This is a genomic window from Dechloromonas sp. ZY10 (assembly GCF_041378895.1).
GTDB lineage: Bacteria > Pseudomonadota > Gammaproteobacteria > Burkholderiales > Rhodocyclaceae > Azonexus > Azonexus aquae.
In genome coordinates this window covers 1,332,009-1,356,641 of sequence record NZ_CP144212.1, presented here as the reverse complement: position 1 = coordinate 1,356,641, position 24,633 = coordinate 1,332,009, and the positions used below count along the sequence as shown (strand labels likewise).

Here is a 24,633-nt window from a genome sequence, read left to right as displayed (position 1 = left end):
GCCTTGGTATCAGTCAGCCAGCGTTTTCTTTGTCGTGCCAGTCTGCCAGCGCTTCCAGCGCACCAGCATAATCGAAATTGTCCAGACAGCGTAGCGCCAGCGCAAGCGCTGGCATTTTATCCGCCTCCCCGCGTAGCTTTTCCACCAATGCCTGCGGCGGATATTCGTCCTCGCGCAAACAGGCCAGAAAAATGTGCCGCTCTTCGGCCGACAAAGCACCATCGGCAACGGCTTCAGTACGCGCCTCGGGAACCAGTTGGCAGATGGCGCTTGCAGCGGCCTGCAGGTCGTGTTGCCAGGCAGCGCACAAGTGCTGCGCCTCGGTTGACACGGTCGACGCTCCAATCAGGGCTTTTTCCAGCATAGCCGCCTGCTCGGCCAATTGGCGGCCGCCCAAATTGGCCAGTACCCCCTTGAGCATGTGCGCCTCGCGCCGCAAGGCCGACACATCGACCAGCTCCGCCAGCTGCTGACAATGATCCGGAATGGCCGCAGCCAGATCGCGCAGCAACTGATAGAGCATCTCGCGATTCCCCCCCAGACGCACCAGCGCCTCCTCCAGCTCGAAGCCGGGCAACCTCGGCAACTCCGTAGCAGTGGCCTGCACTCGCGGCAGCGGGAGGACCAGCCGGCGGCCCAGGCACCTGCCGAGTGCCGCCAGCAAAACCTCGGGATCGATCGGTTTGGGCACGAAATCGGCCATCCCGGCCTCCTCGCACAAACGCCGATCCTCGGCCATCACTGCGGCGGTCATTGCAATCACCGGCAGAGTTGCCGCATGCGGCAACGCGCGGATGCGTCGGGTCGCCTCCAGACCGCCCATGACCGGCATGTGCAGATCCATCAACACCACATCCGGCACCTCGCCACCGGCAACCCGATCCACCGCCTGGGCGCCGTGCTCGGCAATTTCAACCTGGGCGCCCTGGCGACGCAGAAACTCGGCTGCGACCAGCTGATTGTTCGGGTTGTCCTCGACCAGCAATATCCGTACTCCGGCCAACGCTGCACTCCCGCTTGCCCCCCCGGCTGCGGCCGCTGCCGGCGATCCAGGCGGGGCCAGCACGGCGAGCAAGGTATCGAATAGCGCCGAGGGTGTCGCCGGTTTGCTCAGGAATGCGTCGATCCGGACCTCTCCGGCTAATTGGCGCAAGGCCTCGGCCGCTCCGGCCGAGGCCAGCACAACCCGCCATGGCGGCAGTTCCGCTTGCGGCAGCAAGGTGTCGATCCGGGCCAGCAGTTGGCGGGCGGCCAGATCCGGCATCTGACCATCAAGCAGCAGTACGTCATGTCGAGTACCACCAAGCAGCGCCGCCTCAATCAGCCCCAGTGCATCGAGCCCGCTGGCTGCCACATCGACCTGGATTTTCCAGGCCTGCAGCCAGTCTCCGAGAATTTGCCGGGACCGTTCCTGATCGTCGACCACCAGTACCCGCAATCCGGCCAGCTGTTGCAAGTCGGCCGGGCGCGCGGCACCGGCAGCAACACCGACCCGGACATGGAAGCTGAAAGTCGCACCGGCCCCGAGGATGCTATTGACCGAAATCTCTCCCCCCATCAAATGCACCAGACGCCGGGAAATCGCCAGCCCCAAGCCGGTTCCGCCATGTTTCCGGGTGGTCGAAGAATCAGCCTGGGTGAAAGGCTGAAACAAGGACTCGCTCTGCTCGGCGGATAAACCGATACCCGTATCACGCACACTGACCTGCAACTGCAGCGAATCGTCGCGGTCGCATTCGCCACTTACGGCCAGCTCGATTTCTCCCCGCTCGGTGAATTTGACGGCATTTCCGACCAGATTGACCAAGACCTGGGTCAATCGCGTCGCATCGCCGATCAGATCTTGTGGCATGCCCGGAGCAATCGAGAAAAAGAGTTCGAGCCCCTTTTCCTCAAGTTGCGCCGAAAACAGGTCTGCCACCCGCTGCAGTACATGGTCAAGGACAAAGGGCTGGTACTCGACATCGAGGCGCCCGGCCTCAATCTTTGAGTAATCAAGAATATCGTTGAGGATTACCAGCAAGGCCCGCGCTGAATCATGGGCTTTCCCCAGATAGTCACGCTGTTGCGGCGACAGGGGTGAATCGAGGACCAGCCGGGAAAGGCCGATGATTGCGTTCATCGGGGTCCTGATCTCGTGGCTCATATTGGCGAGGAACTCGCTCTTGGCCCGGTTGGCAGCCTCGGCCGCCTGCTTGGCTTCGATCAATCCCTCTTCCGCATGCTTGCGATGGCTGACATCGACCACAACGCCGACAAAATATAGAGGCGTACCGGCCTCGTCACGCAACGCGGAAACCGCAAGGTCAACCCACAAAACCTCGCCATCCCGCAGACAATAACGTTTTTCAATCCTGTAATCGTCACGGGTTCCGGCCAGGATTTCGCGAAAATAGCCATGCTCGCGCTCTCGATCATTCGGGTGACTGAGTTGCGCCAGATTCAGCTGGTGCAATTCTGCCGGGGTATAACCGCGCATCATCTGGCTGAAAGCCGGATTGAAGTCGATCAGCATCCCCGAGGCGTCAGCAAATACAATCCCGGTGTTGGAACGCTCGAAAATACTGCGGAAACGGGCCTCGCTCATCTGCACCACCCGGTGCATGTCGCGCAGTTCGCGCGCCCGCTCGCTGAGCCGTTCGAGCATGTCGTTGAAGGCCAGGGCCAGACGCGCAGCCTCATCGTCGCCAACCACCTCGACCCGGCAATTCATGTCGCCGCCGCGCACGCGGCCGACCACATCCTCAATCGCATAAAGCTTGCGGGTAACCCGTTGCACCAGCACAACCACGATCAGTACCACCAGCCCCAACGACAGCAAAGCATAGAGCAAGGCACCCTGACGCAGATTGTGGAGTTCCTGCCGGGCCTCGGCCTGCCCCAGCCCCAGCCTGACCCAGCCAACGTGCTGACCGGAAAAACTCACCGGATGCAGATAATCGACCAACTCGCCGGTCTGGGCCAGCAGATAGCCATCAACCCGTTCAGGAAGATCAGCGAGGTAGCGACCGCGATAGCTGGCATCCGTATGCGCCAGTACTCTTCCCTCAAGGTCAACGATCACGGCATAGCGCAACTCGGAATAAGCTTTCTGCGCGTCGAGCAACTCCTGCAAGCCAAGCACGTCGCGAGCCTTCAGCCAAGGGCCGGCGACGCTCGCAAGGCTGTGCGTCAGCGCCCGTGCCTGGGAAATTTTCTGTTCAAGTAAAAAGTTCTGCTGCCGCTCTGTCAACAGCACGACAAACAGGCTCATCGTCAGCGCCATGACCAGCGCAATCCAGGCAACCAGTTGCCGCCGCAGGCCGGGAGGAAAGAAAGCAAGGCGCCTCATGGTTGCACCACGACCCTGACTTCGCGCTCAAAACGCTGGATGAACTGGCGCACCGGCTGATAGAAAGCGTTGTCGGCGCGATGAAAGCGGGCTGTCTGCATCGCGGCAAGAATCTGGGTCCCCTCTGGTGATCCAGAGAGTCCGGGCAGCAAATTCTGCAACTTATGCCGGAGTTCCAGCGGCACATCGTCGCGCAGCATCAGCGAATTGTTCAGCAAATGCGGAGTCTCCCAGATCACCCGCAATTCTGCAGCCTCACGCGGATGGTCCTTCTGGAAGGCGCGCCAAGGCGGCGGCCAGGTCGCGGCAATTGCCGTTTCACCAAGCGCAACGCTCATGATTGAAGACTCCTGTGACCCTACGTAGCGGTTATCCAGATCGCGGATCACATCGACCCCGTGCCGATGCAGGTAATACTGCGGCAGCATCGCCGCTGCCAACGCGGTCGGAGACGGATAGGCGATCGCCTTGCCTTTGAGATCGCCGGGCTGTTTGAGGTTCGAATCCCGGCGGACGATGAAGATACCGCGAAAATCCTCGGCATCGCCAGCCATCGCAATCACTGCATAACCGCTATCCATCGCCAACAAGGTTTGCCATGGATTGGGCAGCAATATCTCCGGAGCCCGGGCGCGGATTTTTTCCTCGTAGGCCTGATAGTTGCGGGAGGCTTCGAGCTCGAAGCGGGCCTCGGGAATCCGCCGGTTCAGATAATCGATCAGCGGCTGATAAGCCTCGCTCAATTTCTGCGGATTATGCAAGGGATGCACCGCCAGCCGGTAGAGCGGCTTTTGCCGGAGCGGCGGGTTATCGACGAAGCGCGGTCCAAGCGCTGCCTGCGGCGGCGCCTCGCAGGCAGCCAACAGCAGACACACACCCCCCATCAGCCATAACCAGCCGAACCCGGCAGCCTTCTCCGCCCGCATCCTTTCTCTCCCCCTTGCCGCCTTCAGTCTGCGGCGCTAGTTCGCCGCATTATATGCGCCCCCTCTGCCCCTGCGCCGCAGAATCGGGCAAGATGGCAGCCATACTGACCACCGGAGGTTTTCGTCTCATGGCCGAACAACAGGTACTCCACTATGTCACCCATGCCCGCAGCACCCTGGAGATTACCCGCGACATCGCGGCCATTGTCCAGAAAAGCGAACTTGAATGCGGCATCGTCCACATTTTTGTCCGCCATACCAGTTGCGGACTGGCATTGACTGAAAACGCCGATCCCGATGTCCGCCACGACCTCGACACCCTGCTTCAGCGCTGGGCACCGGATGGCGACCCGGCCTATCGCCACCGCCAGGAAGGAGACGATGACATGGCAGCACACGCCCGCAGCCTGCTGACCGGAGTTTCCCTGAGCCTGCCCTTTGCCCACCGGCATTTGCTGCTTGGCCACTGGCAGGGCGTATTCCTGTTCGAGCACCGCAACGAGGGGCACCGGCGGGAAGTTGTGGTCACCCTGCTCGGCTGAAGCACCGGATACTAGGTTCCGGTCCGGACCAGCCGGCAGAGTTTGCAATCCAGCCACAACCGGCATCGGTCAGTTGCTTACAGTTCGCTCGTGATCCGCCGCGATGTTTTTCGCGCAAGCCTGCCGTATCTGCACCTTGGGCGGCAACGGGCGGCCCCTGTCAGTTGCAAGGAGAAACCCTCATGAACCTGCACAGCGAACCCATGGCCGGAGCAGCCCTGCTCATCCGGGTTGAGAGCGAAAACCTCGACGCCGGCAATGCCGGCCAGTTCAAATCCCTGATTCAACCACTACTCGAAAGCAGTCATTGCGTGGTCATCGACATGTCGGCGCTGAGCTTCGTGGATAGCTCAGGCCTGGGCGCGCTGCTCTCCTGCCTGCGCACAATGAATAACCGCAACGGTACCCTGCATCTGGTGGGGCTGGCCAAACCGGTACGCGCCCTGTTCGAACTGGTCCGCATGCACCGCATCTTTTCGCTGCACGACACCATCGCCGCAGCGCTGGCTGCCTGCCCCTGAACCATGAGCCCGGTCACCCCCGACGCGGCGCCACCGGGAACGGTACTGATCGTCGACGACACGCCGGCCAACCTGCAGCTATGCCAAAGCATTCTCGCCCGGCACTGCCGGGTGCTGACTGCCGGCAGTGGCGCCGAAGCACTGGCGCTACTGGCCGCTGAGGCGGTCGACGTCGTTCTGCTCGATGTAATGATGCCGGACATGGATGGCTTTGCAGTTGCCGGACAAATCCAGGCCGACCCGCAACTGGCGGCAACCCCGATCATCTTCCTGACCGCGCTCACCGACAGCGCCTCGCAGATTCGCGGACTCGAACTCGGCGCAGTCGACTTTCTGACCAAACCGGTATCGTCCAAAATCCTGCAACGCCGGGTCGCCAACGTGATTGAGCGCGAGCAGTTGCGGCGACGCCTGCAAGGCGAACGGCAGGCCTTGCAACAAGCCGTTGCTGAACTGCGCCAGCAGAAGGCTGCGCTCGATGCTCATTGTCTGGTCAGCATCTGCGATGCAGACGGCAGGATCACCTATGCCAACCCTCGTTTCTGCGACATCTCTGGCTACCCGGAGGCCGAACTGCTCGGGCAAAATCATCGCCTGATCAAATCGGGCCTGCATCCTGAGAGTTTTTATGCGGAAATCTGGCAAACGATTGCCGCCGGCCACACCTGGCACGGCGAAATAGCCAACCGGCGCAGCGACGGAGAAATCTACTGGGTAGACTCAACCATCATTCCATGGTGCGACGAGGATGGCATTCCCTACCAGTACGTCGCCATCCGCACCGACATCACCGAGCGGATCCGCGCCCGCCAGCAGTTGGCCGCAGCCCGCCAGCGCGAATTAGAAATCGGTGCCCAAATCCAGCAGCGGCTGCTGTTCGGCCCCCTGCCCGAGCACCTGCCGGGATTTGCCGTGGCCTGCCACACCGAAGCCTCGGAAGGTGTCGACGGCGATTTTTACACTTTCACCCGGCTGGGAGACGACACTTTCGAGTTGATCACCGGCGATGTGATGGGCAAGGGCGTGGCTGCAGCCCTGATCGCTGCCGCGATCAAGAGCAGCTACCGGCGAATATTTACCGAACTGCTCTGCCGGCATGAACTACAGGCGCCCCCTTCCCCGGCGCAGATCATGAATGCGCTCCATACTGCAATCACTCCGGAACTGATAGACCTTGACTGCTTCGCCACCCTCTCGCTGCTCCGTTTCGACCGGGTGCAAGGCTGCGTGACCTGGGTCAATGCCGGCCATACGCCGGCCCTGCTCGCCCACCCGGATGGGCAAATCGAACACCTGCTGGGAGACAACCTGCCGCTGGGCGTGCTGGCCAACGAAACCTACGCCGAACAGACCACCCCACTGGCCATAGACGACCTGCTGCTGCTTTATTCGGACGGGATCAGCGAGACCACCACTGCTGCCGGCACAGCCTACGGCGAGGAGCGGATCAGGGAATTGCTCCGCGCCGCCCGTTGCCAGACGATCAGCCCCGCCATCCTGCTCAATGCCCTGCGCAGTGATCTCGACGACTTTGCCGGCCAGCACGGACGGAGCGACGACCGAACCCTGATCGCAGTGCAGATGCAGCCTGAGCACGGTAACAACGCCCCCCGCCCGCATCCGGAATGCTTCGAGCTGCCACGCCGCCTGGACGGCCTCACCCTGTTGCGCGAAAAAATCGCCAGCCTGCTTTCCGACCAGCCGGAAGAGATCTGGCGTGCCTTGGCCTTGGCAGCCTTCGAAGCGGCCACCAACATCGTTCGCCACACCCCCGAAAAGCTTCCCGGCACCCCCATCATCGCGCGTCTCGAACGCCAGCCGCAGCGCTGCCGCGTTGATCTGTTTTATCCCGGCCGCGCATTCCAGCCCGGCGCCGCCTGCCCGCCCGATTTCAGCGGCGCGCGGGCAGGCGGCTTTGGGCTGTTCATCATTGCCCACCAGGTTGACCTGCTTGCCTACGAAGCCCCCCTGCCGGGAATGGCGGCAATTCGCCTGGAAAAGCAACTGACAGGAGCAGCCACATGAAGGACACACTCAACCCGGCCCTTCGCGCCCTGTTAGCTGCCGCCGAGGATGATCGACTGGGCGCAGCCGACCCAGCCCTGCTTGCCGCGCTGACCAGCCGATTGGTCAGTAGCGATGTCAGCCAGCGCATCCATTTTCTTTATGCTTTCACCGGGATTGTTGAAAGCGACGCCGGCGGCACGATCCGCGACGCCAACCCGGCAGCCCTCAGCCTGACCGGCAAGCAGCGCAAGCAACTCCTCGGAACGCCCCTGGCCGATCTCTTCACTGTCTCTGCCGACAAGGCCGAGCGACATTTCGGCCTGCTTGTCGAACAAGGCATCAGCCATGCCGAACTGCAGCTGGAAAATCCCCTGGGCGAGCCGTTGACCGTGCAAATCGCTTCGATCGAAGCCGCAGCCGGCCGTTTCGTACACTTCCTCGACGATGTCAGCGAGGCCCGCCGCAAAACCGCCGAGCTTGAAGCCGCACGCGCCCAGGCCGATGCCGCCAACCAGGCCAAAAGCGCTTTTCTGGCCAACGTCAGCCACGAAATCCGCACCCCGCTCAACGGCATTCTTGGCCTGACCCAACTGGTCCTGCTGCAAACGCTTCCCCCGACGCTACGCGATACGCTGGAAAAAATTGCAGGCTCAGGACGTCATTTGCTGCAACTGCTCAACGACCTGCTCGACTTTGCCAAAATCGAAGCTGGCAAGCTCGAATTCGAGGATCGCGAATTCGATCTCTGGGAAGTTCTTGAAACCCTCGCCACCACCTGCGCCCATGCCGCCCCCGAAAAAACCTTGCGGCGGCGTTTCCTGCTGGGCGCCGGCGTGCCACGGCAAATTCGGGGCGATGCCCTGCGCCTGCAGCAGATTCTGCTCAATCTGCTGGGCAATGCGCTCAAATTCACCGAGCAGGGCGAGGTTGCGCTGCAGATCGAGGCAACCGGCGAAAACCTGCTGTTCACCGTCAGCGACAGCGGCCCCGGCATCCCCGCCGAACTGCAGGGGCGCCTGTTCCAGGCTTTCGTCCAGGGCGACGCCGGCACCACTCGCCGCTACGGCGGCACCGGGCTGGGTCTCAGCATCGCTGCCGGCCTGGCCCAAGGAATGGGCGGTCAGTTGCAGGTCGCCAGCGCCCCCGGCTGCGGCAGCCGCTTCACCCTCCGGCTACCTTTGCGTGCGCTTGCTGCCCCCCCCCAACCGACACGACCTTGCGGTCCGCTCGACCTGCGCGAGGCCGGCGACAGCCGCGAGTTGGCCGGCGATCTGGCCGCCCGTGGCCTGCTCACGGTCGACGGTGGAAAAAACGCCATTTTGCTGGTCGACCGTGAACATCGCGAATCACTCGCCAGCTGGCTCGCCCGGCGCCCGCCACAAGCCGCCATCGTCGTTGCTCCGGCCGAGGTCTGCGCTGAGTTTTACGGAACCGGAAACGCCGCCACGGAAGCGCGCATCGAATTCCTGCCTCAACCGCTGGCACCGCTGGCTTTGCTTGCGGCCTGCCAGCGCCTCTCCCAAGGCAGCGGCGGACCCGCCAGCCTGGCCGAAGTGCCGGACGAATTTCATGGCGCCTTGATCGCTGTCGTCGACGACCTGGAAATCAATCGCATGGTCTTGAGCGGCCTGCTCCGGCGCGCCGGTATCCGTGTCCTTTGTGCCGAGAACGGCGCCCACCTGCTGGCTCAACTGACAGGCCCGGACTGCGAACTTCCGGAATTGCTGCTGCTCGACCTGCACATGCCCGAACTGGATGGCTTTGCCACAGCCCGCGAAATTCGTCGTCGCGGCTGGACCATGCCACTGGTTGCGATTTCCGCTGCCGTCGGTGCAGAAGAGCAGGCCGAATGCAGTGCGGCCGGAATCAGCGACTTTCTCCCCAAGCCGGTCGATGTCGAAGCACTCTGGGGCGTGCTCACCTGCTGGCTCCCTCCGCGCAGCCCCGGCCCCGCCAGCCTCGAGCCACCACCGGCCACGCTGCCGCCCGCCTGGCTGGCAGCCGCCGGTAGCGCCGCCGAGATCACCTGGACGCGCTTTCTTGGCGATGCGGCCAGCCTGCAGCGAGCCGCCGCAGCCTTCGCCAAACAACAACAACCACGGTTTGCCTGCCTGCTGGCAAACCCGGACCGCAATGATCCGGCACTGCCCCTGGCGTGGCAGCAACTCGCACATGCGCTGGCCGGCGGAGCCGCCAACCTCGGACTGGATGAACTGCAACAGGCTGCCAGCCGGGTTGAGCAGGTGGCTGGTGCCGGACACCTGCCGGCCCTCGCCGACCTGGCGGTGATCGGCGCCGCCTTGACGCGGCTCGAGATTGCGCTGGGCGGTGCCGAGGCCGTACCTGCAATGCCGGCCTGAGGCTGCCTGCTAACCCCTTTCGTCCGCTGCCACCAGGCGCAGGACGGGGCGCGGACCGTGCAGCGCACGCCACAGGGTGCGATGGAATTTCTTCAGATCAATCGGCTTGGCAATGAAATCATCCATGCCGGCAGCCCGGCAGCGTTCCCGATCCTCGCTGAAGGCATTCGCCGTCATCGCCACGATCGGCGGCGCCGCAGGACACCGGCGGCGGATTTCGCGGGTGGCGGCCAGACCGTCGAGGACCGGCATCTGCATATCCATCAGGATCAGGGAAAAATCACCGCTGCAGGCGAGATCGACAGCCCGCTGCCCGTTCTCGGCAACGCTCACCGCCAACCCCAGTTCCTCAAGCAGGGCACAGGCGATTTCCTGATTGATCGGCTCATCTTCCGCCAGCAAAACCCGGCGGCCGGTGAAGTTTTCGCGGATTTTCACTTCCAGTTCGTCCGGCAACTGCGCTTCGGCAACAAGCGTTTCTCCATGGCGTGCCAGGCGCAGCGTCAACCAGAAGGTTGAGCCCGCCCCGGGCAGGCTCTCGACACCGACCTCGCCCCCCATCAGTCCGGCCAGTTGCCGGGTAATCGCCAAGCCCAGCCCGGTACCCTTGTAGATTCTCGTGGTTGAACTGTCGGCCTGTTCAAAGGCCTGGAACAGGCGCGGCAGAACCTCGGGCGCAATCCCCGGGCCGCTATCGCTAACCTCCAGCCGCAACAGCGCCGAATCGGCGCTCTGCTCAAGAACCCGAACGGCAATTCCGACCCGCCCGGCCGCAGTGAATTTGACTGCATTCGATGCGTAATTGAGCAAGGCTTGGGTGATCCGGGTCGGATCGCCGTACAAGGGCCCGGGCAGCGGAGCCAGTTCAGTCATCAGTTCCAGATTTTTGCTGCGCGCGGTAACGCCGACAATCGAAGCCACGTCGGCAACGATGGCCGGGAGGTTCACCGGTACCGATTCCAGGGTCAGCTTGCCGGCATCGATTTTGGACAAATCGAGAATATCGTTGATCAAGGTCAGCAGATGCCCGGCGGCATGCTCCATCTTCTGCAGACAGGATTTGAGACGGGGCGAGCCGGCATCGCGCTGGGCCAGATGCAGCAAGCCGATGATGCCGTTCATCGGAGTACGGATTTCGTGGCTCATGTTAGACAGGAAAGTCGCCTTGGTGCGTGCGGCTGCGGCGGCCTGGTCACGCGCCTCGGCCAGCTGGCTGTTGGCCTGCTCAAGCTCTGCCGTACGCTGGGTCACCAGCTGCTCAAGCTGACTGCGGTGCTGTTCGAGCTCTTGCTCCAGACGCTTTTTCTCGGTCACATCCTGTTTTACCGCCAGGTAGTGCGTGATTTTCCCCGTCTCGTCGAAAACAGGCGAAATGACCTCCGACTCAACGTAGAGCCCGCCGTCCTTGCGCCGGTTCACCAGTTCGCCGGACCACACCCGGCCGGCCACCAGGGTCGCCCAAAGGTCCTGATAGACCCTGCCGGCTGTCTGTTCCGACCTGAGCATGCGCGGATTGCTGCCCAGCAACTCTTCACGCGAATAACCGGAAGCACTGACAAACGCTGGATTGACGTATTCGATCACCCCTCGCGCATCGGTAATGCAAACCCCTTCCGGGCTTTGTTCGATGGCTTGCTGCAGGCGGCGCAGTTCCCCCAGCATCTGCTGCCTTTCGCTGACATCGCGAGTCACCGCCAGCACCGAAGCAACCGTCCCCCGATCATCGCGCAGGGGCACGGCATGCGACTCCATTCGCCGCCGCTGCCCGTGCAGGCCGACGATGGAAAACTCCAGCACCTCGGGTTCGCCGGCAAGCACCCGCTGCTGGAATGCGGCAAATGCCTCCCGGTCCTCCGGCGCGATCAGCGCCAAGACCGGCTGGCCGATCACTTCATCGCTCCCGGTTGCCCCCACCATCTGCAAACCAGCCGGGTTCATCAACAAAACCCGACCGTCGTGGCCCACGACCTTGACACACTCCGGTTCGGAATTGAGGATTGCCCGCAATTCGGCCTCGCGGGCGGCAAGCTGCGCCAGCATCCGCTTTTGCTCGGACAAGTCGCGGAATGAAGCGCAAACCAAAGACTCATTGCCGTCGCGGAGAATCCAGGTACTCACCTCGACCTCCAGGGTCGCCCCGCCGACCCGGCGATAAACGCTGGCATAACGGGCTGGATGACTGCCCTGGAGCAAGCCTCGCAGATGGGTGAGCACCGCCTCGGGATCGGGTAGCGCATTGTCGAACGCCTCCAGCCGCAGCACGCCAGCGGGCTGTGGCTGCAAGCCGAGCAAGCTGTAGAAGGCAGGATTGGCATCGACCACCCGGCCCGCACCATCAAGGACGTAAATCCCCTCGGAAGCCGAATCAACCAATGCCTGCTTGCGCAACAGCAAGGTCATGCCGGCAGCCAATCGCCGCCGATGCCACAACCAGGCCCCCAGACTCGCAACCACCACAGCCAGGGTCAGAGCACCACCCCACCAGGCCTGGCGCCGCCATTCGGCGAGTACCGCCGCACGGTCGCGGGCAAGGATCAGGCGAGGCTGAGCGCTCGCCGCCAGATCCGGCACCGCCAGCGCAGTCGCCGCCACCAGCTGTGCCGATCCCGAGGAGGAGGCGCCGGCGAGCACGATTTCCCGGCCATCGGCATGCTCCAGACGGACTCGCAAATCCGGGGCATACAGCAGGGTCGCCAGCTGGCGGGCCAGCGGCGGCGCCTCGATAGCCAGGATCGCCATGCCGGCAAACCGCCCGGCCGAATCGCCAAGACGGCGCGACAGCGCAAAGCGTGGCGGCCCATCCCCCCCGGACACAGGCAGGGAAGTCAGACTCACCACTTCTTCAGCCCCTCCCCGGGCACGCACCAAATCCGCTCGGTTGGGCCAGGCGCGACCATGCAGCTCGCTGCGATTACCGGCTATCACCCGCCCGCGCGTGTCGAGCAGGAGCAGGGTGCTGTCCCGCCCGGCCACGGCGGCGAGGCGGGCAAACTCGCGCTCGGCGAAGACTCGCTGCCGCCCCTCCGGAAAAACCACTGCCTGCAGCAAGCCTGCGCCAGCCGCAAGTTGTTGCTGCAGGGCCGCCCCCTGAACCTGGACCAGTTTATCCAGATGGGCCTGTTCATGACGCAGCAACCGCTCGCGGCTATCGGCGAGGAACCAGGTCAGCAACCCGGCCACGCCCATCAGGAGCAGGACCAGACCGGCGAAATGCCGGCGCAGCAAGCCCCCCGGAGGTTGCCGGCGATGCGGGAGAGCAGTCACCGACCACTCCGGTAAGGACAGGTCGCAGGCCAAGGATCAATACACAACAACGACATAATCTGACAAAAGTAACAATTCCTCGAATACTACCCGACACCGATCCGACCTTTTTGATCTGGATCAGTTCGCTGCCTTGCCTAGACCCCGGCCCGGGGCGCAAAGATTTAACAATCCGGCCACAGACGTCCTGCCTCCCACGGCTTAAATGACTCACATCGGCTTTGGGAGATGCGCCATGAATCTGCTCCGCCACTTTGACCGCATTTACATCCTCAATCTCTCGTCCGGCACAAAGCCCCGCGAGAGGGCCGCTTCCGAACTGGCTGCACACGGTCTGGAGATCGACGACCGGCAGGTGCGCTGGGTGACTCCCCCCTCTCCGGGCAGTGCCGACGGTTTTCCCGACATCGATGCCCGACATCGCTTTGAAGCGCACCTGACGATCATCGACGAGGCGATTGCCGCCAACCTCGCCAGCGTCCTGATCTGCGAGGCCCAGTTGCACCTTGACCCACGCACCGATGCTCCGGGACTCAACCTGCTGTGGCCGCTATGCACTGAGGAATGGGACTTCACCTATCTCGGCCACGACGAGCCGCTGCCCGATAGCGGCCAGCCTCCCCGCTGGGGCAGCACCCGCCAGGAACTGGCCAGCACCGTCTGTTACGCACTGTCGCGCCGGATCATGCCCGCATTGCGCGAATACCTGGTGCACTCCCGCGCAGGTGGATCAACCGCCTGCTGCCTGCCGCTCGATGCCGCCTACTCGGCATTTCGCCAGGCACACCCCGAGTGCCTGACCCTGATTGCCATGCCCCCCCTGGTCACACCCACTCCGTCCCACGGAATATGGCCGCGCTGGCTGAGTCGGCCTCTGATCGAACGCAGCTGGTTCAAGGCCGCCTGGCGCCACTGAAGTGCAGCCCCCGCCCGAACGGAAAACACAACCAGGCAAATAGGGCGATATTCACGGTCGACCGTGAAAAGCCCCTGTTTCTCCCGCTCCCGACCGCTCCGGATAATTGCCACCGTTGTCGGTTCGATCGCCATCGCGGATCGCCTAAAGCAACCGCCCCCCCCTGCCGGTCGGCCCCCCCCCCGGTGTTGCCGCATCCCAGCGCCGGACACCGGCAAGCGCGGCACGCCTCCTTGCCGCGTCAGTTGGTCAACAACGCTTACACAAGTCGCACAAAATCCGGTCAGCCCACTCCCCGGGGCAATGCGTTATTCGGACACAGGCATCACAGCAAAAGGAAAAAGCCATGTTCGTCAATCAAACCGAATCCACCGCCTTCGTTCAATCGCTCAAGCGCGCCGGAGTCAGCATCAGCGACGAGCGCCAGGTCATTGAACGCCTCGCCGAAGCCCGCGAATGGCACTACGCCTTCAGCACCCTGGTCAAGCAGGGCCGCCGCATCGGCATCTGGTTTGCCGCTACCGCCAAGCTGCGCAGCCCCCGCTTGCAACGCCTGTTTGCCCGCTATCATTTCACCCCCGGCGCCGAGGCCGCCTTTGAACAATGCCTGCAACGCTGAACCGGGCAAACCGCAGATTGCAGACTCCGGGGCCCTTCGGCCCCGGTCCGGCAAAAGCAGCCGTACCTCACCGATACGCCGCAAGGCAGCGACTTGGCGTTAGAATTTGGGCATCGTCATTTTTTCTGTCGCCCAGTCATGCGTATCGGCATCCTCGAAGACGATCTTGCCCAACAGGAGCTTTACCAGTTGTGGCTGGGCACAGCCCAGCACAGCTGCAAATGCTACGGGACCGCAAAATCCTTTCTCGAATCGCTCGCGCACGAGCAGTTCGACCTGTTGCTGCTTGACTGGAACCTGCCCGACAGTTCCGGCCAGTTGGCCCTGAAATGGATTCGCGAAAACATCGGCTGGAGCATCCCGGTGATTTTCGTCACCGCCCGCGACGCCGAAATCGACATCGTCAATGCACTGCGCGGCGGCGCCGACGATTACCTGGTCAAGCCGGCAAAGTGCATGGAACTGCTCGCCCGGATCGAGTCGCTGGGCCGCCGGATCAAGCCGCCCACCGTCATCCAGATCGGGGTTTATGAAATCAATCAGGACCTGCGCCAGATTCGCCTGCATGGCCAGGACATCGAACTGACGCAAAAGGAATTCGAACTGGCCGGCTACATGTTCCAGCACCACGGAAAGCTGCTGTCGCGCGTGCATTTGCTCGAAAGGTTGTGGGGGCTCAACGCCAATGTTGATACCCGCACCGTAGACACCCACGTCAGCCGAATTCGCCGCAAGCTCAAGATTGCCCCCGAAAACGGCTGGCAGATCATCCCGGTCTACGGGTACGGCTACCGGATCGAAAGGACCGACAGTTCGCTTGAGGCGCTCCCCGCCTGAGCGCCGGTTACATCCCGCAACCGGCGGTGCTCACCCAGCGCCCTGACCGCCGCCCGAACTGCCCGCGACAAGCTGGCCGCCCTCCGGTCGTTGCGCTGCGCGGTATTGGCCGGGCGCAATCCCGGTCCACTTCTTGAACGCACGGTAGAAGGCGCTGAGTTCGGTAAAGCCGAGCGCACAGGCAATTTCCGGCATGCTCAGGCCGGCATCGCCGAGGTAGCCAATCGCCAGGTCGCGGCGCAAGTCGTCGAGAATCGTCCGGTAACGTGCCCCCTCGCGTTCCAGACGCCGACGCAGGGTGGCCGGGGAAACGTGCATCTGCTTGGCCAGTTCGGGAAAATCCGGCCACGACTCCGGCGCAATCTCACGCAGGCGCCGCCGAATCTGGGCGGTAACGCTCTCGCTGTTCTTGTAACGGACCAGGAAATTGGCCGGTGCCTGGCGCAGGAAGGCCTTCATCGTCCGCTCATTCTGGACATTCGGCATCGCCAGAAAACTTGCCGCAAAAGTCACGCCGGTATGCGCCTGGTCGAAACGCAGATCCTGCGCGAACAACACCCGCCATTCGTCACTATAGGCTGGCTCGGGGCAGCGAAAACCGGCATGTTCAAGCGGAATCCGCCGTCCGACCAGCCAGCAGGCCAGTCCATGCACGATCAACAGGTAGGTGCCATAGGAAAACGCCACCTTGGGCGGCGGCGCTGTGCCGGCCGGGGTAACTGCTTCGCGCAGCACGACCTCGGCCTGCTCGCCCACAACCCGCAACTCGGCCTGCCAATCGTCGAGAATCAGGTTGAGAAAGCGCAGGGCGCGGCGCAAGGCACGCTCCAGCGTCTCGGCGTGGATCAGGGTGTGACACATCAGGGTGAAGCTGCCGGGGCGCATCGGGTGACTGTCGAGGCCGAAAAACTCGTCGTCGATGACCTGGGCGATGCCATGCCAGAGAGCACCGTAATGCGCCGACGAAACCCGCGCCTGCGGCCAGGCCAGCAGTTCGGGGCTGATCCCGGCAGCCAGCAGGATCGGGCCCTCGTCGATCTCCCGCTGCCGCAGGCAAGCCAGTGCCTCATGGACAAAAGCAATGGCTATCGTGCCTTTTTCACCGTGGAGTTCGCGCATCGCCGAAGGATGCCACAAGTTTGCCGCCAAGGCTTTATCCGAACAGCGCATTCAAGTTGATCGAATCCGGCAATGAAAGCATTCCGGCACTTGCTTACAGTTCGCGCCCGAACCCTTTCCAGGAGCGAGACCATGAAAATCGAAGGAAATGTATTTGTCGTGACCGGCGGAGCCTCCGGTCTGGGCGCAGCCACTGCCCGCATGATTGTTGCCGCTGGCGGCAAGGTGGTACTGGCTGACGTCAACCCGGAAGCCGGCGCCCAGATCGAAGCGGAACTCGGCGCCAATGCGCGTTTCGTGCAGACCGATGTCACCAATGACGAAAGCGCCCGCAACGCCTTCGCCGTCGCCCAGTCGCTGGGCCAGTTGCGCGGCCTGGTCAATTGCGCCGGCGTCGCCCCGGCCGAGAAGGTCGTCGGCAAGGAAGGCGCGCACAAGCTGGAAAGCTTTGCCCGCACCATCAACATCAACCTGGTCGGCAGCTTCAACATGATCCGCCTGGCCGCTGAAATCATGAGCGCCAGCCCGGCCGACGAAACCGGCGAGCGCGGCGTCATCGTCAGCACCGCCTCGGTCGCCGCCTTTGACGGCCAGCTCGGCCAGGCCGGCTATGCCGCCTCCAAGGGCGGCGTGGTTTCGATGACCCTGCCGATTGCCCGCGAACTCGCCCGTTCCGGCATCCGCGTGATGACCATCGCCCCGGGGATCATGGAAACCCCGATGCTGATGGGCATGCCGCAAGACGTTCAGGACGCGCTGGGCAAGATGGTGCCGTTCCCGTCGCGCATGGGCAAGCCGGCCGAATACGCCGCGCTGGTCGAGCACATCTTCAGCAACCAATACCTCAACGGCGAAGTCATCCGCATGGATGGCGCCATCCGCATGGCCGCCAAGTAACACACCGGCGACCGCACGCCGCCGACTGGCTCCAGGCCAGCGGCGTCGCGACAGGTCGCCAGCGGTGTTTTCCCGAACGGAAACACCACACCGTCCGGCAGCAGCCGGACGGCCACTTCGCATTACGGCAGGGTGCAGCCTGCCGCCGACCACCCTGCTTCGCCCTGCCGGCGGAGCGGTATGGACAACCCGGCCAGCTACAGGGGAAACCGCCGGGCGATTCACCTCGCGCGCCTTCGCGGCGCCACTCATCAATCAAAAATAGGACAAAGGTCCATGCGCATCGATGTACACAAACTGGCCGACGAGGCCCAATTCAACCGCTTTCACGCTCTGGTCTTGTTCTGGGGCGTGCTGATTCTGGTGCTGGACGGCTACGATCTCGCTGTCGTCGGCGCCGCCATGCCATCGATCATGAAGGACATGAACGTCGACGCCTCGCAGGCCGGCTTCATGGCCAGTTCGGCCCTGTTCGGGATGATGATCGGCTCGATGACCATGGGCGTCCTCGCCGACAAGATCGGCCGTCCGCTGATGATCTCGCTGTGCGTCGGACTGTTCAGCGTGTTCACCGCCGCTGCCGGCCTGACCAGCGACCCGGTCACTTTCAGTATTACCCGCTTCCTCGCCGGCCTCGGCATTGGCGGCGTGGTTCCCGGAATCACCGCACAAATGGCCGAGTTCGCCCCGACCAAGCTGCGCGCCCGTCTGGTCACCATCGTTTTTGCCGGCTACTCGATCGGTGGCGTTCTGGTGGCACTGACCGGCAAGCAACTGATTCTCGAACACGGCTGGCAGTCAGTCTTTTTCCTGGCGATCACCCCGGTGGTGCTGATTCCCTTCATCCTCAAGACCATGCCGGAATCGTTGCCGACCCTGATCAAGAAGGGCCGCACCGAAGAAATCCGCAAAATCGTCGGCAAGATCCTGCCCGAGCGCCAATTCACCGGCAAAGAGGAGTTTGTCGTGCCGCATGAAGATGAGGTCACCTCGGCCCCGGTTTCCCACCTCTTCAGCGAAGGCCGTGCCTTCAGCACGCTGATGATCTGGACCGCCTTCTTCATGGGCCTGTTCATGGTCTATGCGCTCAGTTCCTGGCTGACCAAGCTGATGGCCATGGCCGGCTATTCGCTCGGCTCGGCGCTCAACTTCGTCCTCGTCTTCAACATCGGCGCCATCTGCGGCGCGGTCGGCGGCGGCTGGCTCGGCGACAAGTACAACATCAAGCACGTGCTGGTGATCTTCTACCTGCTCGGCGCGATCTCGTTGACCCTGATGGGCTTCACCCAATCCACCGAACTGCTGTTCGTCGTCGTCTTCGTCGTCGGCGCCTCGACCCTCGGCACCCAGCTGCTGGCCTACGCCTACGCCGGCGAGTTCTACCCGACCTCGATCCGCGCCACCGGCGTCGGCTTTGCCTCCGGCGTTGGCCGCATGGGCGCGATCATCGCCCCGGTGCTGATCGGCTTCGTTGTTGCGATGAAGCTGCCGCTGGAACAGAACTTCATGGTCATCGGCGCTGCCGGCCTGCTCGGCACCCTGGCCGTGACCCTGATCAACCACCGCCTGTGCGCCTCGACCCATCACTACGATGCGGCCAAGGACGAAAACGTCTGACCGCACCGCCTCCTCTCCGCGCCGCAAGGCGCGGATATTCTTACTAATCGCTAATTCCTAATCACTGGATTTTCATCATCATGATTCTCACCCAAGAACAGGAAATGATCCGCGACTCGATGCGCGCCTTCGCGCAGGAGCGCCTCGCCCCCTTCGCCGCCGAATGGGACAAGAACCACACTTTCCCGGCCGAGGCCCTCAAGGAACTCGGCGAACTCGGCGCCCTGGGCATGGTCGTGCCCGAGGAATGGGACGGCGCCGGCATGGATTACATGAGCCTGGTGCTGACCCTGGAAGAAATCGCCGCCGGCGACGGCGCCACCTCGACCATCGTCTCGGTGCAGAACTCGCTGGCCTGCGGCATCACCCAGAAATACGGCACCGATGCGCAGAAGGAAGAATGGCTGAAGCCGCTCGCCCGGGGCGAAAAGCTCGGCTGCTTCTGCCTGACCGAGCCGCACACCGGCTCCGATGCCGCCGCGATCACCACCCGCGCTGACCGCGATGGCGACCACTTCGTGCTCAACGGCGTCAAGCAGTTCATCACCACTGGCAAGCATGCCCAGATGGCGATCGTCTTTGCAGTGACCGACAAGGCCGCCGGCAAGAAGGGGATCTCCTGCTTCTTGGTGCCGACCAATACTCCCGGCTTCATCGTCGGCCGCACCGAAGAGAAGATGGGCCAGCACGCTTCCGATACCGTGCAGATCATTCTTGAAGACTGCCGTGTTCCCGCTTCCGCGCTGCTCGGCAAGGAAGGCGAAGGCTACAAGATCGCCCTCTCCAATCTGGAAGCTGGCCGCATCGGCATCGCCGCCCAGAGCATTGGCATGGCCCGCGCCGCCTTTGAGGCCGCCGTTGCCTACGCCAAGGAGCGCGTCACTTTTGGCGTGCCGATCATCGACCACCAGGCAGTCAACTTCAAACTCGCCGACATGAACACCCTGCTCGACGCCGCCCGCCTGATGGTCTGGCGCGCCGCCCAGCTCAAGGATGCCGGCAAGCCCTGCCTGAAAGAAGCCTCGATGGCCAAGATGTTCGCCTCCGAAGCCGCCGAGAAGATCGCCTCCGACGCCATCCAGATCCACGGCGGCGTTGGTTACACCAGCGACTTCCCGGTCGAGCGCATCTACCGCGACGTGCGCATCTGCCAGATCTACGAAGGTGCCAACGACATCCAGCGCCTGGTGATCGGACGCAGCATCGCCGCCGAGTAACACCCCGCATTTCCACGGTCGACCGGCAACAAAGACAAAAATGCCGGCGACCGGCTCTCTCCCGCACTGCCCCCAATCGGGGGCATTTTCATTTCCGGCAATCGGAAAGCGCGAACCAGAGACTCAAATTCGACCCGGCGCCAGGCGGGCACCGACCAATTCCTCGCCCCAGCCTCGCCCCAACCTCGCCCCAACCTCGCCCCAACCTTGCCCCAACCTTGACCCAACCTTGCCCCAACCTTGACCCAACCTTGACCCAACCTTGACCCAACCTTGACCCAACCTTGACCCAACCTTGACCCAACCTTGACCACCGGGCGGCCGCAAGCCATTGCCGCAAGCAGCCATCCGTCAGTCACGCTATCCTTGCCTGACCCGCAGCAGCAGCACCCTGAGCCGCCTGTCGCTGCGCAACAATCCTTCCCTCGGCCACCCGCACAAAGGACCATGAAATGTACGACCTCTACCTTGGCAACAAAAACTACTCTTCGTGGTCGCTGCGCCCCTGGCTGGTGCTCAAGCACTTCGGCATTCCCTTCCGCGAACATCTGGTCTCGGTCGCCGGGCGGCCGTTCAACCCGGCGCTCAAACCGATTGCCGGCAACGGCCGGGTGCCCTGCCTGCACGCCGCCGACGGCTTCCAGGTCTGGGATAGCCTGGCCATCATCGAAACCCTCGCCGAAAGCGAGCCCCGCATCTGGCCCGCCGACCCCGCCGCGCGCGCCCGCGCCCGCAGCCTCTGCGCCGAAATGCACGCCGGCTTTGGCGCGCTGCGCAGCGCGCTGCCGATGAACCTCAAACTGCGCCTGCGCGGCAAAGCCGCCGAACCCGACGTGCAACGCGAGATCGACCGTATCGTCGAAATCTGGGAAGGCACCCGCCAGCAATTCGCCGCCGACACCGGCCCCTGGCTGTTCGGCGAGTTTTCGGCCGCCGATGCGATGTTCGCCCCCATCGCCTGCCGTTTCGACAGCTACAACATCCCACTGCCGCCACTGGCCGCCGCCTACCGCGACACCCTGCTCAGCCACCCGGCACTGCAGGAATGGCGAGCCGCCGCGCTACAGGAAAGCGAAGCCCACGCCCATTACGACCAACTCGCCGGAATTTACGGCGGGCCGCGCTGAAGCAGCGTTTAGGTTACGACACGGCAAAAAAGGGGATTTTTACGGTCGACCGTGGGAAAGTGCCGTTTTGTGCAATCCCCCACCCCCAGGTAGTCGCACAACCACGAAAAAGCCCCCAAGGCGGGGTGGGCTAATCGCAACCGGCAGCTACCGAGTTCTCGCCCGCTGAAACACCTGCGCGACGGCGCAACGGCTCAGCGCCGCTGGAGTCGCCAGACATGCTCGGTCGCCGGGAAACGGCCTTTCAGGCCCTCCGGCATGTTCAAGCTCTGCAGGCAGTCGATGTGAAATGCCGCGTCGTACAACGCCCCGACCTCGGCCGCCCCCAGCGAAAACGGCGGCCCGGGATGCAGCGCCGGATCGTACTCCAGCGTAATCAGCAACTGCGGCGCCCGCTCGCTGAGCGCCGCCAGCTGCTCGGCGTAGCGGCTGCGCATCTCAGGCGGCAGCGCCACCAGCGCGGCACGGTCATAAACCGCATCGACCAGCCCTAACTGCTCGCGACTCACGGCGAAAAAATCGCCGACCAGCACCGTCAGCCCCGACGCCCGGAAGCACTCGCCCGCCCCAGCCGCCTCGACCACCGGCTCCAGCCCCAGATCAGCAAACAACTGCTCCACCGCCAGCCGGCTCAGTTCAACGCCAACCACCTGCAAACCCTGCGCCAGCAGCCAACCAATATCGCGAGTCTTGCCACACAACGGCACCAGAACCCGCTGGCCGGCAGCCAGCGCCAGGCGGCCAAAATGCTCGACCAGCAAGGGCTGAACCTGATCCAGATGAAAGCCGATTTCATTATTCGCCCAGCGGGCATGCCAGAACTCTGGATTCATGGTCGGGAACTCGAAAGGGAAACGAAAGGCGGAGATTTTACGCTGGCGGCGCGAGGGCGGTGGCAGATGGAAGCTGCGTGAGCGAGGTTTTGCAGCGGAGTCGTGAAGGCACCGCTAACCGGCGCGAGGCATCTGCCTCTGCTGCATTACCGGCGAAATTGGGATTGATCACGGTCGACCGTAAAAAAGGTAAAAATCCATGAAACGGGGCGGCAGATCAGAACGACAGGATGTCGGCCAATCGGCCATTTGCCAGTAAATTGGAATCTGGCGGCTGTTGGGTAGTAACCTGCCGCTCCAGCTCTCATCGCCTCGAATGACCGCTTTCCCGTCCGACGAACTGGTGCTCTCGACCCTCAGCGGACCTTCATCTTTCGAGCGTAACGAAGGCAGCTTACTGAGCAAAGCCGACGCTGAGAGGGGGGGCTGATGGCGAACTCCTCGGCCTAAGCTGATTTTTGGCCTCCGGCCAGTTTCAAGCTGAAATGCGCCTGTTACCTGACGTTCAGACTCTGGCAGTGGTCAATGGCCGCGATCGTTACCACACTCTACCCAATTGACCTAAATCAACTGCCTAGGTGTATCAAATATATAGAATCCCAGCCCGCTGACGGAAGATATATATAAAAAAATAAGCTTCTGCTGACAAAAGCAGTTAGATGCTTAAATTTACAATAATGAGGACATTGTTTTATTTCGTTTGTCGGTGCGGCAGAAATCACTCAGCGTCACAGAGATATATTTTTGATCAATAGAAAGAAGAATCTGAGCATGGCGAAAAAACGAATCACAGGGTATGCGCGTCGCGCAGTGAAGGGACTTACCGTCGCTGTCTTGGGCGGAGCCTTTGCAATAAATGCCTTTGCAAAGGACATCCGAGATCAGACGGAGGTCGTCACTGGAAAGGCAGAGCTGGTAGTCCCCGGCATGACCGCACAACAGGTCGCAGCCCAGGTGAAGGATGCGCTCTCGCAATGGGCGATTCCTGCGAATGTGAATTTCCGAAGCATGCCTTCGACAATCCCGGCCCGCCCGGATGAACCGAGTTCGACGCAGAAATATTACAACGGTGCGCCGGCAGTTTCGTACCAGTGCGGTACCGCATACGCTGAGATTACCAAGCTGCCGCCTCCAGTGAAGAATGCCTTCGCTTTCATTGCGGAAGGACTTCAGGCCTGTGTGTATCCCTTCCAGAAGGGCGCCAAGGTCTATCTGCTGCATACCCGCGTGAAGAAGCTCGAATCGCTGACCTCGGGCCTGTTTGGTGGCATCACCAAGGCCATTCAGGGCACCGACGACGAGTGGATCACCAAGCAGATGAACGAGAACATTGCGTCGATCAAGAAGAACATCCCGACCCTGCTGGTCGAGAAGATCGAAATCCCGGGTGCAGAGACGCAAGAACCGGACAAACAAGCCGTAGCCGCGCTGATCCCGGAAAAGGTGGCGCTACCGCCCCCGGCACCGGTTCAGGTTCAAGCAGTTGCCCAACCGCAAGCGGTCGTTGCTGCCCCGGCCACTCCGATGCAGGCAAAAATTGAAGCACGCAAGAACCTGACCGGTATGGGCCTGCAGTACCACTCGCAGGAACAGTTCATCGCCGCTATCCGGCGCAAGGATGATGTGGCCGTCCAGTTGTTCTTAGACGCTGGCGGCATTGACCTCACAGCCAAGGAAAAGGGGAAGACCTTCGAGACCATTGCCTCGGAAGCCGGGGCACCGGAGATCGCCAAAATGATCGCTGGCAAGCTTGTCGCCCCCGCGTCGGCAGACACGCCCGCATCAGCCCCCGCAGCGTCGACGGCTCCAACGGCCGCTGCACCGCTGACCACGGAGCAGAAGCGCATCGCTACAGACAAGGCCCTGGCAAGCTTCTCGCCGGAGGATCGGACCAAGATCGAGGAGATGATGAAGAGCATCCCGGCCGAGGTGACGCTGGATCAGCGCGAGGCCTATCGCGGCCAGTTGATCACGACCTATGTCTCGATCAAGCGCTTCACCGATCGGATCGATCCGGACACCGGCCGCCTGCGCTGACCACCGCCCAAAGCGACACTCCGATGGCCGGTTTTGCCGGCCATTTTTGTTTAAGGCCAAGGTCCGCCCGCAAGGAGAAATGGGGGCGATCAGCTGAGTGCAGAGCATCCGGTCGCGTGCCTACAGCGGACTGTCCTGCGTTATAGGGCTAGGGCCGCTCCGGCCAAGTATTACGAATAGGATATCCGGCAGCATTGCGATTGGAGCAGCCCTCTGAATGTTCGCTGTTTAGAATGGATGACAGTCCGGTTATGGCCGATTAGGTGAGGTCGCCAATGGCCGCTTCGCGGCACTCCAATCCGCAAAATCAGGAAATGGCTGACCGACCGCTTTGGAGAAAGCTGAGTGGCCGGATTGGGTCGGGTGCTGTCTGATAGGGGACGTTGCCTGAACGGCAGGAACGAGGCGATTGCCGACGGATTGCCACACAAGCAGACGGGCCGCTTAGGGGCAGGTGCCGTCC

At 62.6% G+C, this 24,633-nt stretch carries 17 protein-coding genes; 12 read left to right on the top strand and 5 right to left on the bottom strand.

The genetic code is table 11. The features are described 5' to 3' along the window. Positions 1 to 13: 13 nt before the first annotated feature. Together VX159_RS06130 and VX159_RS06125 are read right to left on the bottom strand one after the other, a co-directional pair. Entirely contained in the window at positions 14 to 3,331 is a 3,318-nt protein-coding gene (locus VX159_RS06130; protein WP_371325090.1) for a response regulator, read from the bottom strand. Continuing rightward, positions 3,328 to 4,257 (bottom strand): phosphate/phosphite/phosphonate ABC transporter substrate-binding protein, encoded by a 930-nt coding sequence (locus tag VX159_RS06125; protein WP_371325089.1) that lies wholly within the window; start codon positions 4,255 to 4,257, stop codon positions 3,328 to 3,330. The genes VX159_RS06130 and VX159_RS06125 overlap by 4 nt, the downstream gene beginning before the upstream one ends. A 128-nt stretch (positions 4,258 to 4,385) precedes the next feature. On the opposite strand from VX159_RS06125, the gene VX159_RS06120 reads away from it, so the two are divergent. The 4 genes from VX159_RS06120 to VX159_RS06105 all read left to right on the top strand — a co-directional run bounded on the left by VX159_RS06120 (position 4,386) and on the right by VX159_RS06105 (position 9,687). Continuing rightward, entirely contained in the window at positions 4,386 to 4,799 is a 414-nt protein-coding gene (locus VX159_RS06120) for a secondary thiamine-phosphate synthase enzyme YjbQ (RefSeq protein ID WP_371325088.1), read from the top strand. A 182-nt stretch (positions 4,800 to 4,981) separates the two neighbouring features. After that, positions 4,982 to 5,320, top strand: coding sequence for an STAS domain-containing protein (locus VX159_RS06115; protein WP_371325087.1), 339 nt, complete (start codon positions 4,982 to 4,984; stop codon positions 5,318 to 5,320). Positions 5,321 to 5,323: 3 nt separating this feature from the next. Beyond that, positions 5,324 to 7,345, top strand: a complete 2,022-nt coding sequence (locus VX159_RS06110; RefSeq protein ID WP_371325086.1) for a SpoIIE family protein phosphatase — start codon at positions 5,324 to 5,326, stop codon at positions 7,343 to 7,345. Then, positions 7,342 to 9,687, top strand: a complete 2,346-nt coding sequence (locus VX159_RS06105) for an ATP-binding protein (RefSeq protein WP_371325085.1) — start codon at positions 7,342 to 7,344, stop codon at positions 9,685 to 9,687. The genes VX159_RS06110 and VX159_RS06105 overlap by 4 nt, the downstream gene beginning before the upstream one ends. A 9-nt stretch (positions 9,688 to 9,696) precedes the next feature. On the opposite strand, the gene VX159_RS06100 is transcribed toward VX159_RS06105, so the two are convergent. After that, a complete protein-coding gene (locus VX159_RS06100) occupies positions 9,697 to 12,951 on the bottom strand; it encodes a PAS domain S-box protein (RefSeq protein WP_371325084.1) in 3,255 nt (1,084 codons plus the stop codon). A gap of 235 nt (positions 12,952 to 13,186) precedes the next feature. On the opposite strand from VX159_RS06100, the gene VX159_RS06095 reads away from it, so the two are divergent. From VX159_RS06095 to VX159_RS06085, 3 genes are all read left to right on the top strand, one after another. Next, the gene (locus VX159_RS06095) at positions 13,187 to 13,867 is read left to right on the top strand and encodes a hypothetical protein (protein ID WP_371325083.1); all 681 of its coding nucleotides are present in this window, start codon (positions 13,187 to 13,189) and stop codon (positions 13,865 to 13,867) included. A 346-nt stretch (positions 13,868 to 14,213) separates the two neighbouring features. Continuing rightward, complete coding sequence (locus VX159_RS06090) at positions 14,214 to 14,486, top strand: hypothetical protein (protein WP_371325082.1); 273 nt, start codon at positions 14,214 to 14,216, stop codon at positions 14,484 to 14,486. 138 nt (positions 14,487 to 14,624) lie between these two features. Further along, entirely contained in the window at positions 14,625 to 15,323 is a 699-nt protein-coding gene (locus VX159_RS06085; RefSeq protein ID WP_371325081.1) for a response regulator transcription factor, read from the top strand. A 30-nt stretch (positions 15,324 to 15,353) separates the two neighbouring features. On the opposite strand, the gene VX159_RS06080 is transcribed toward VX159_RS06085, so the two are convergent. Next, entirely contained in the window at positions 15,354 to 16,472 is a 1,119-nt protein-coding gene (locus VX159_RS06080; protein ID WP_371325080.1) for an AraC family transcriptional regulator, read from the bottom strand. A gap of 102 nt (positions 16,473 to 16,574) precedes the next feature. Between VX159_RS06080 and VX159_RS06075 the strand changes: the two genes are divergently transcribed. From VX159_RS06075 to VX159_RS06060, 4 genes are all read left to right on the top strand, one after another. Continuing rightward, a complete protein-coding gene (locus VX159_RS06075) occupies positions 16,575 to 17,339 on the top strand; it encodes a 3-hydroxyacyl-CoA dehydrogenase (RefSeq protein ID WP_371325079.1) in 765 nt (254 codons plus the stop codon). A 276-nt stretch (positions 17,340 to 17,615) separates the two neighbouring features. Further along, positions 17,616 to 18,956: an MFS transporter gene (locus tag VX159_RS06070; RefSeq protein WP_371325078.1), complete on the top strand. Its 1,341-nt coding sequence runs from the start codon at positions 17,616 to 17,618 to the stop codon at positions 18,954 to 18,956. Between the two features lie 80 nt (positions 18,957 to 19,036). Further along, entirely contained in the window at positions 19,037 to 20,173 is a 1,137-nt protein-coding gene (locus tag VX159_RS06065) for an acyl-CoA dehydrogenase family protein (protein ID WP_371323816.1), read from the top strand. 452 nt (positions 20,174 to 20,625) lie between these two features. Further along, positions 20,626 to 21,300, top strand: a complete 675-nt coding sequence (locus tag VX159_RS06060) for a glutathione S-transferase (RefSeq protein WP_371325077.1) — start codon at positions 20,626 to 20,628, stop codon at positions 21,298 to 21,300. 194 nt (positions 21,301 to 21,494) lie between these two features. Here the strand turns inward: VX159_RS06060 and tmpT are convergent, their stop codons facing one another. Continuing rightward, a complete protein-coding gene (gene tmpT / locus VX159_RS06055; RefSeq protein WP_371325076.1) occupies positions 21,495 to 22,133 on the bottom strand; it encodes a thiopurine S-methyltransferase in 639 nt (212 codons plus the stop codon). Between the two features lie 771 nt (positions 22,134 to 22,904). Between tmpT and VX159_RS06050 the strand changes: the two genes are divergently transcribed. Then, on the top strand, positions 22,905 to 24,170 hold the full coding sequence (locus VX159_RS06050; RefSeq protein ID WP_371325075.1) for a hypothetical protein: 1,266 nt from the start codon (positions 22,905 to 22,907) through the stop codon (positions 24,168 to 24,170). Positions 24,171 to 24,633: the final 463 nt, after the last annotated feature.

What these genes read in the sequence shown, in the direction of transcription:
- VX159_RS06130 (WP_371325090.1), bottom strand. Translation starts at nt 3,331, where the DNA reads ATGAGGCGCCTTGCTTTCTTTCCTCCCGGCCTGCGGCGGCAACTGGTT.
- VX159_RS06125 (WP_371325089.1), bottom strand. Translation starts at nt 4,257, where the DNA reads ATGCGGGCGGAGAAGGCTGCCGGGTTCGGCTGGTTATGGCTGATGGGG.
- VX159_RS06120 (WP_371325088.1), top strand. Translation starts at nt 4,386, where the DNA reads ATGGCCGAACAACAGGTACTCCACTATGTCACCCATGCCCGCAGCACC.
- VX159_RS06115 (WP_371325087.1), top strand. Translation starts at nt 4,982, where the DNA reads ATGAACCTGCACAGCGAACCCATGGCCGGAGCAGCCCTGCTCATCCGG.
- VX159_RS06110 (WP_371325086.1), top strand. Translation starts at nt 5,324, where the DNA reads ATGAGCCCGGTCACCCCCGACGCGGCGCCACCGGGAACGGTACTGATC.
- VX159_RS06105 (WP_371325085.1), top strand. Translation starts at nt 7,342, where the DNA reads ATGAAGGACACACTCAACCCGGCCCTTCGCGCCCTGTTAGCTGCCGCC.
- VX159_RS06095 (WP_371325083.1), top strand. Translation starts at nt 13,187, where the DNA reads ATGAATCTGCTCCGCCACTTTGACCGCATTTACATCCTCAATCTCTCG.
- VX159_RS06090 (WP_371325082.1), top strand. Translation starts at nt 14,214, where the DNA reads ATGTTCGTCAATCAAACCGAATCCACCGCCTTCGTTCAATCGCTCAAG.
- VX159_RS06085 (WP_371325081.1), top strand. Translation starts at nt 14,625, where the DNA reads ATGCGTATCGGCATCCTCGAAGACGATCTTGCCCAACAGGAGCTTTAC.
- VX159_RS06075 (WP_371325079.1), top strand. Translation starts at nt 16,575, where the DNA reads ATGAAAATCGAAGGAAATGTATTTGTCGTGACCGGCGGAGCCTCCGGT.
- VX159_RS06070 (WP_371325078.1), top strand. Translation starts at nt 17,616, where the DNA reads ATGCGCATCGATGTACACAAACTGGCCGACGAGGCCCAATTCAACCGC.
- VX159_RS06065 (WP_371323816.1), top strand. Translation starts at nt 19,037, where the DNA reads ATGATTCTCACCCAAGAACAGGAAATGATCCGCGACTCGATGCGCGCC.
- VX159_RS06060 (WP_371325077.1), top strand. Translation starts at nt 20,626, where the DNA reads ATGTACGACCTCTACCTTGGCAACAAAAACTACTCTTCGTGGTCGCTG.
- tmpT (WP_371325076.1), bottom strand. Translation starts at nt 22,133, where the DNA reads ATGAATCCAGAGTTCTGGCATGCCCGCTGGGCGAATAATGAAATCGGC.
- VX159_RS06050 (WP_371325075.1), top strand. Translation starts at nt 22,905, where the DNA reads ATGGCGAAAAAACGAATCACAGGGTATGCGCGTCGCGCAGTGAAGGGA.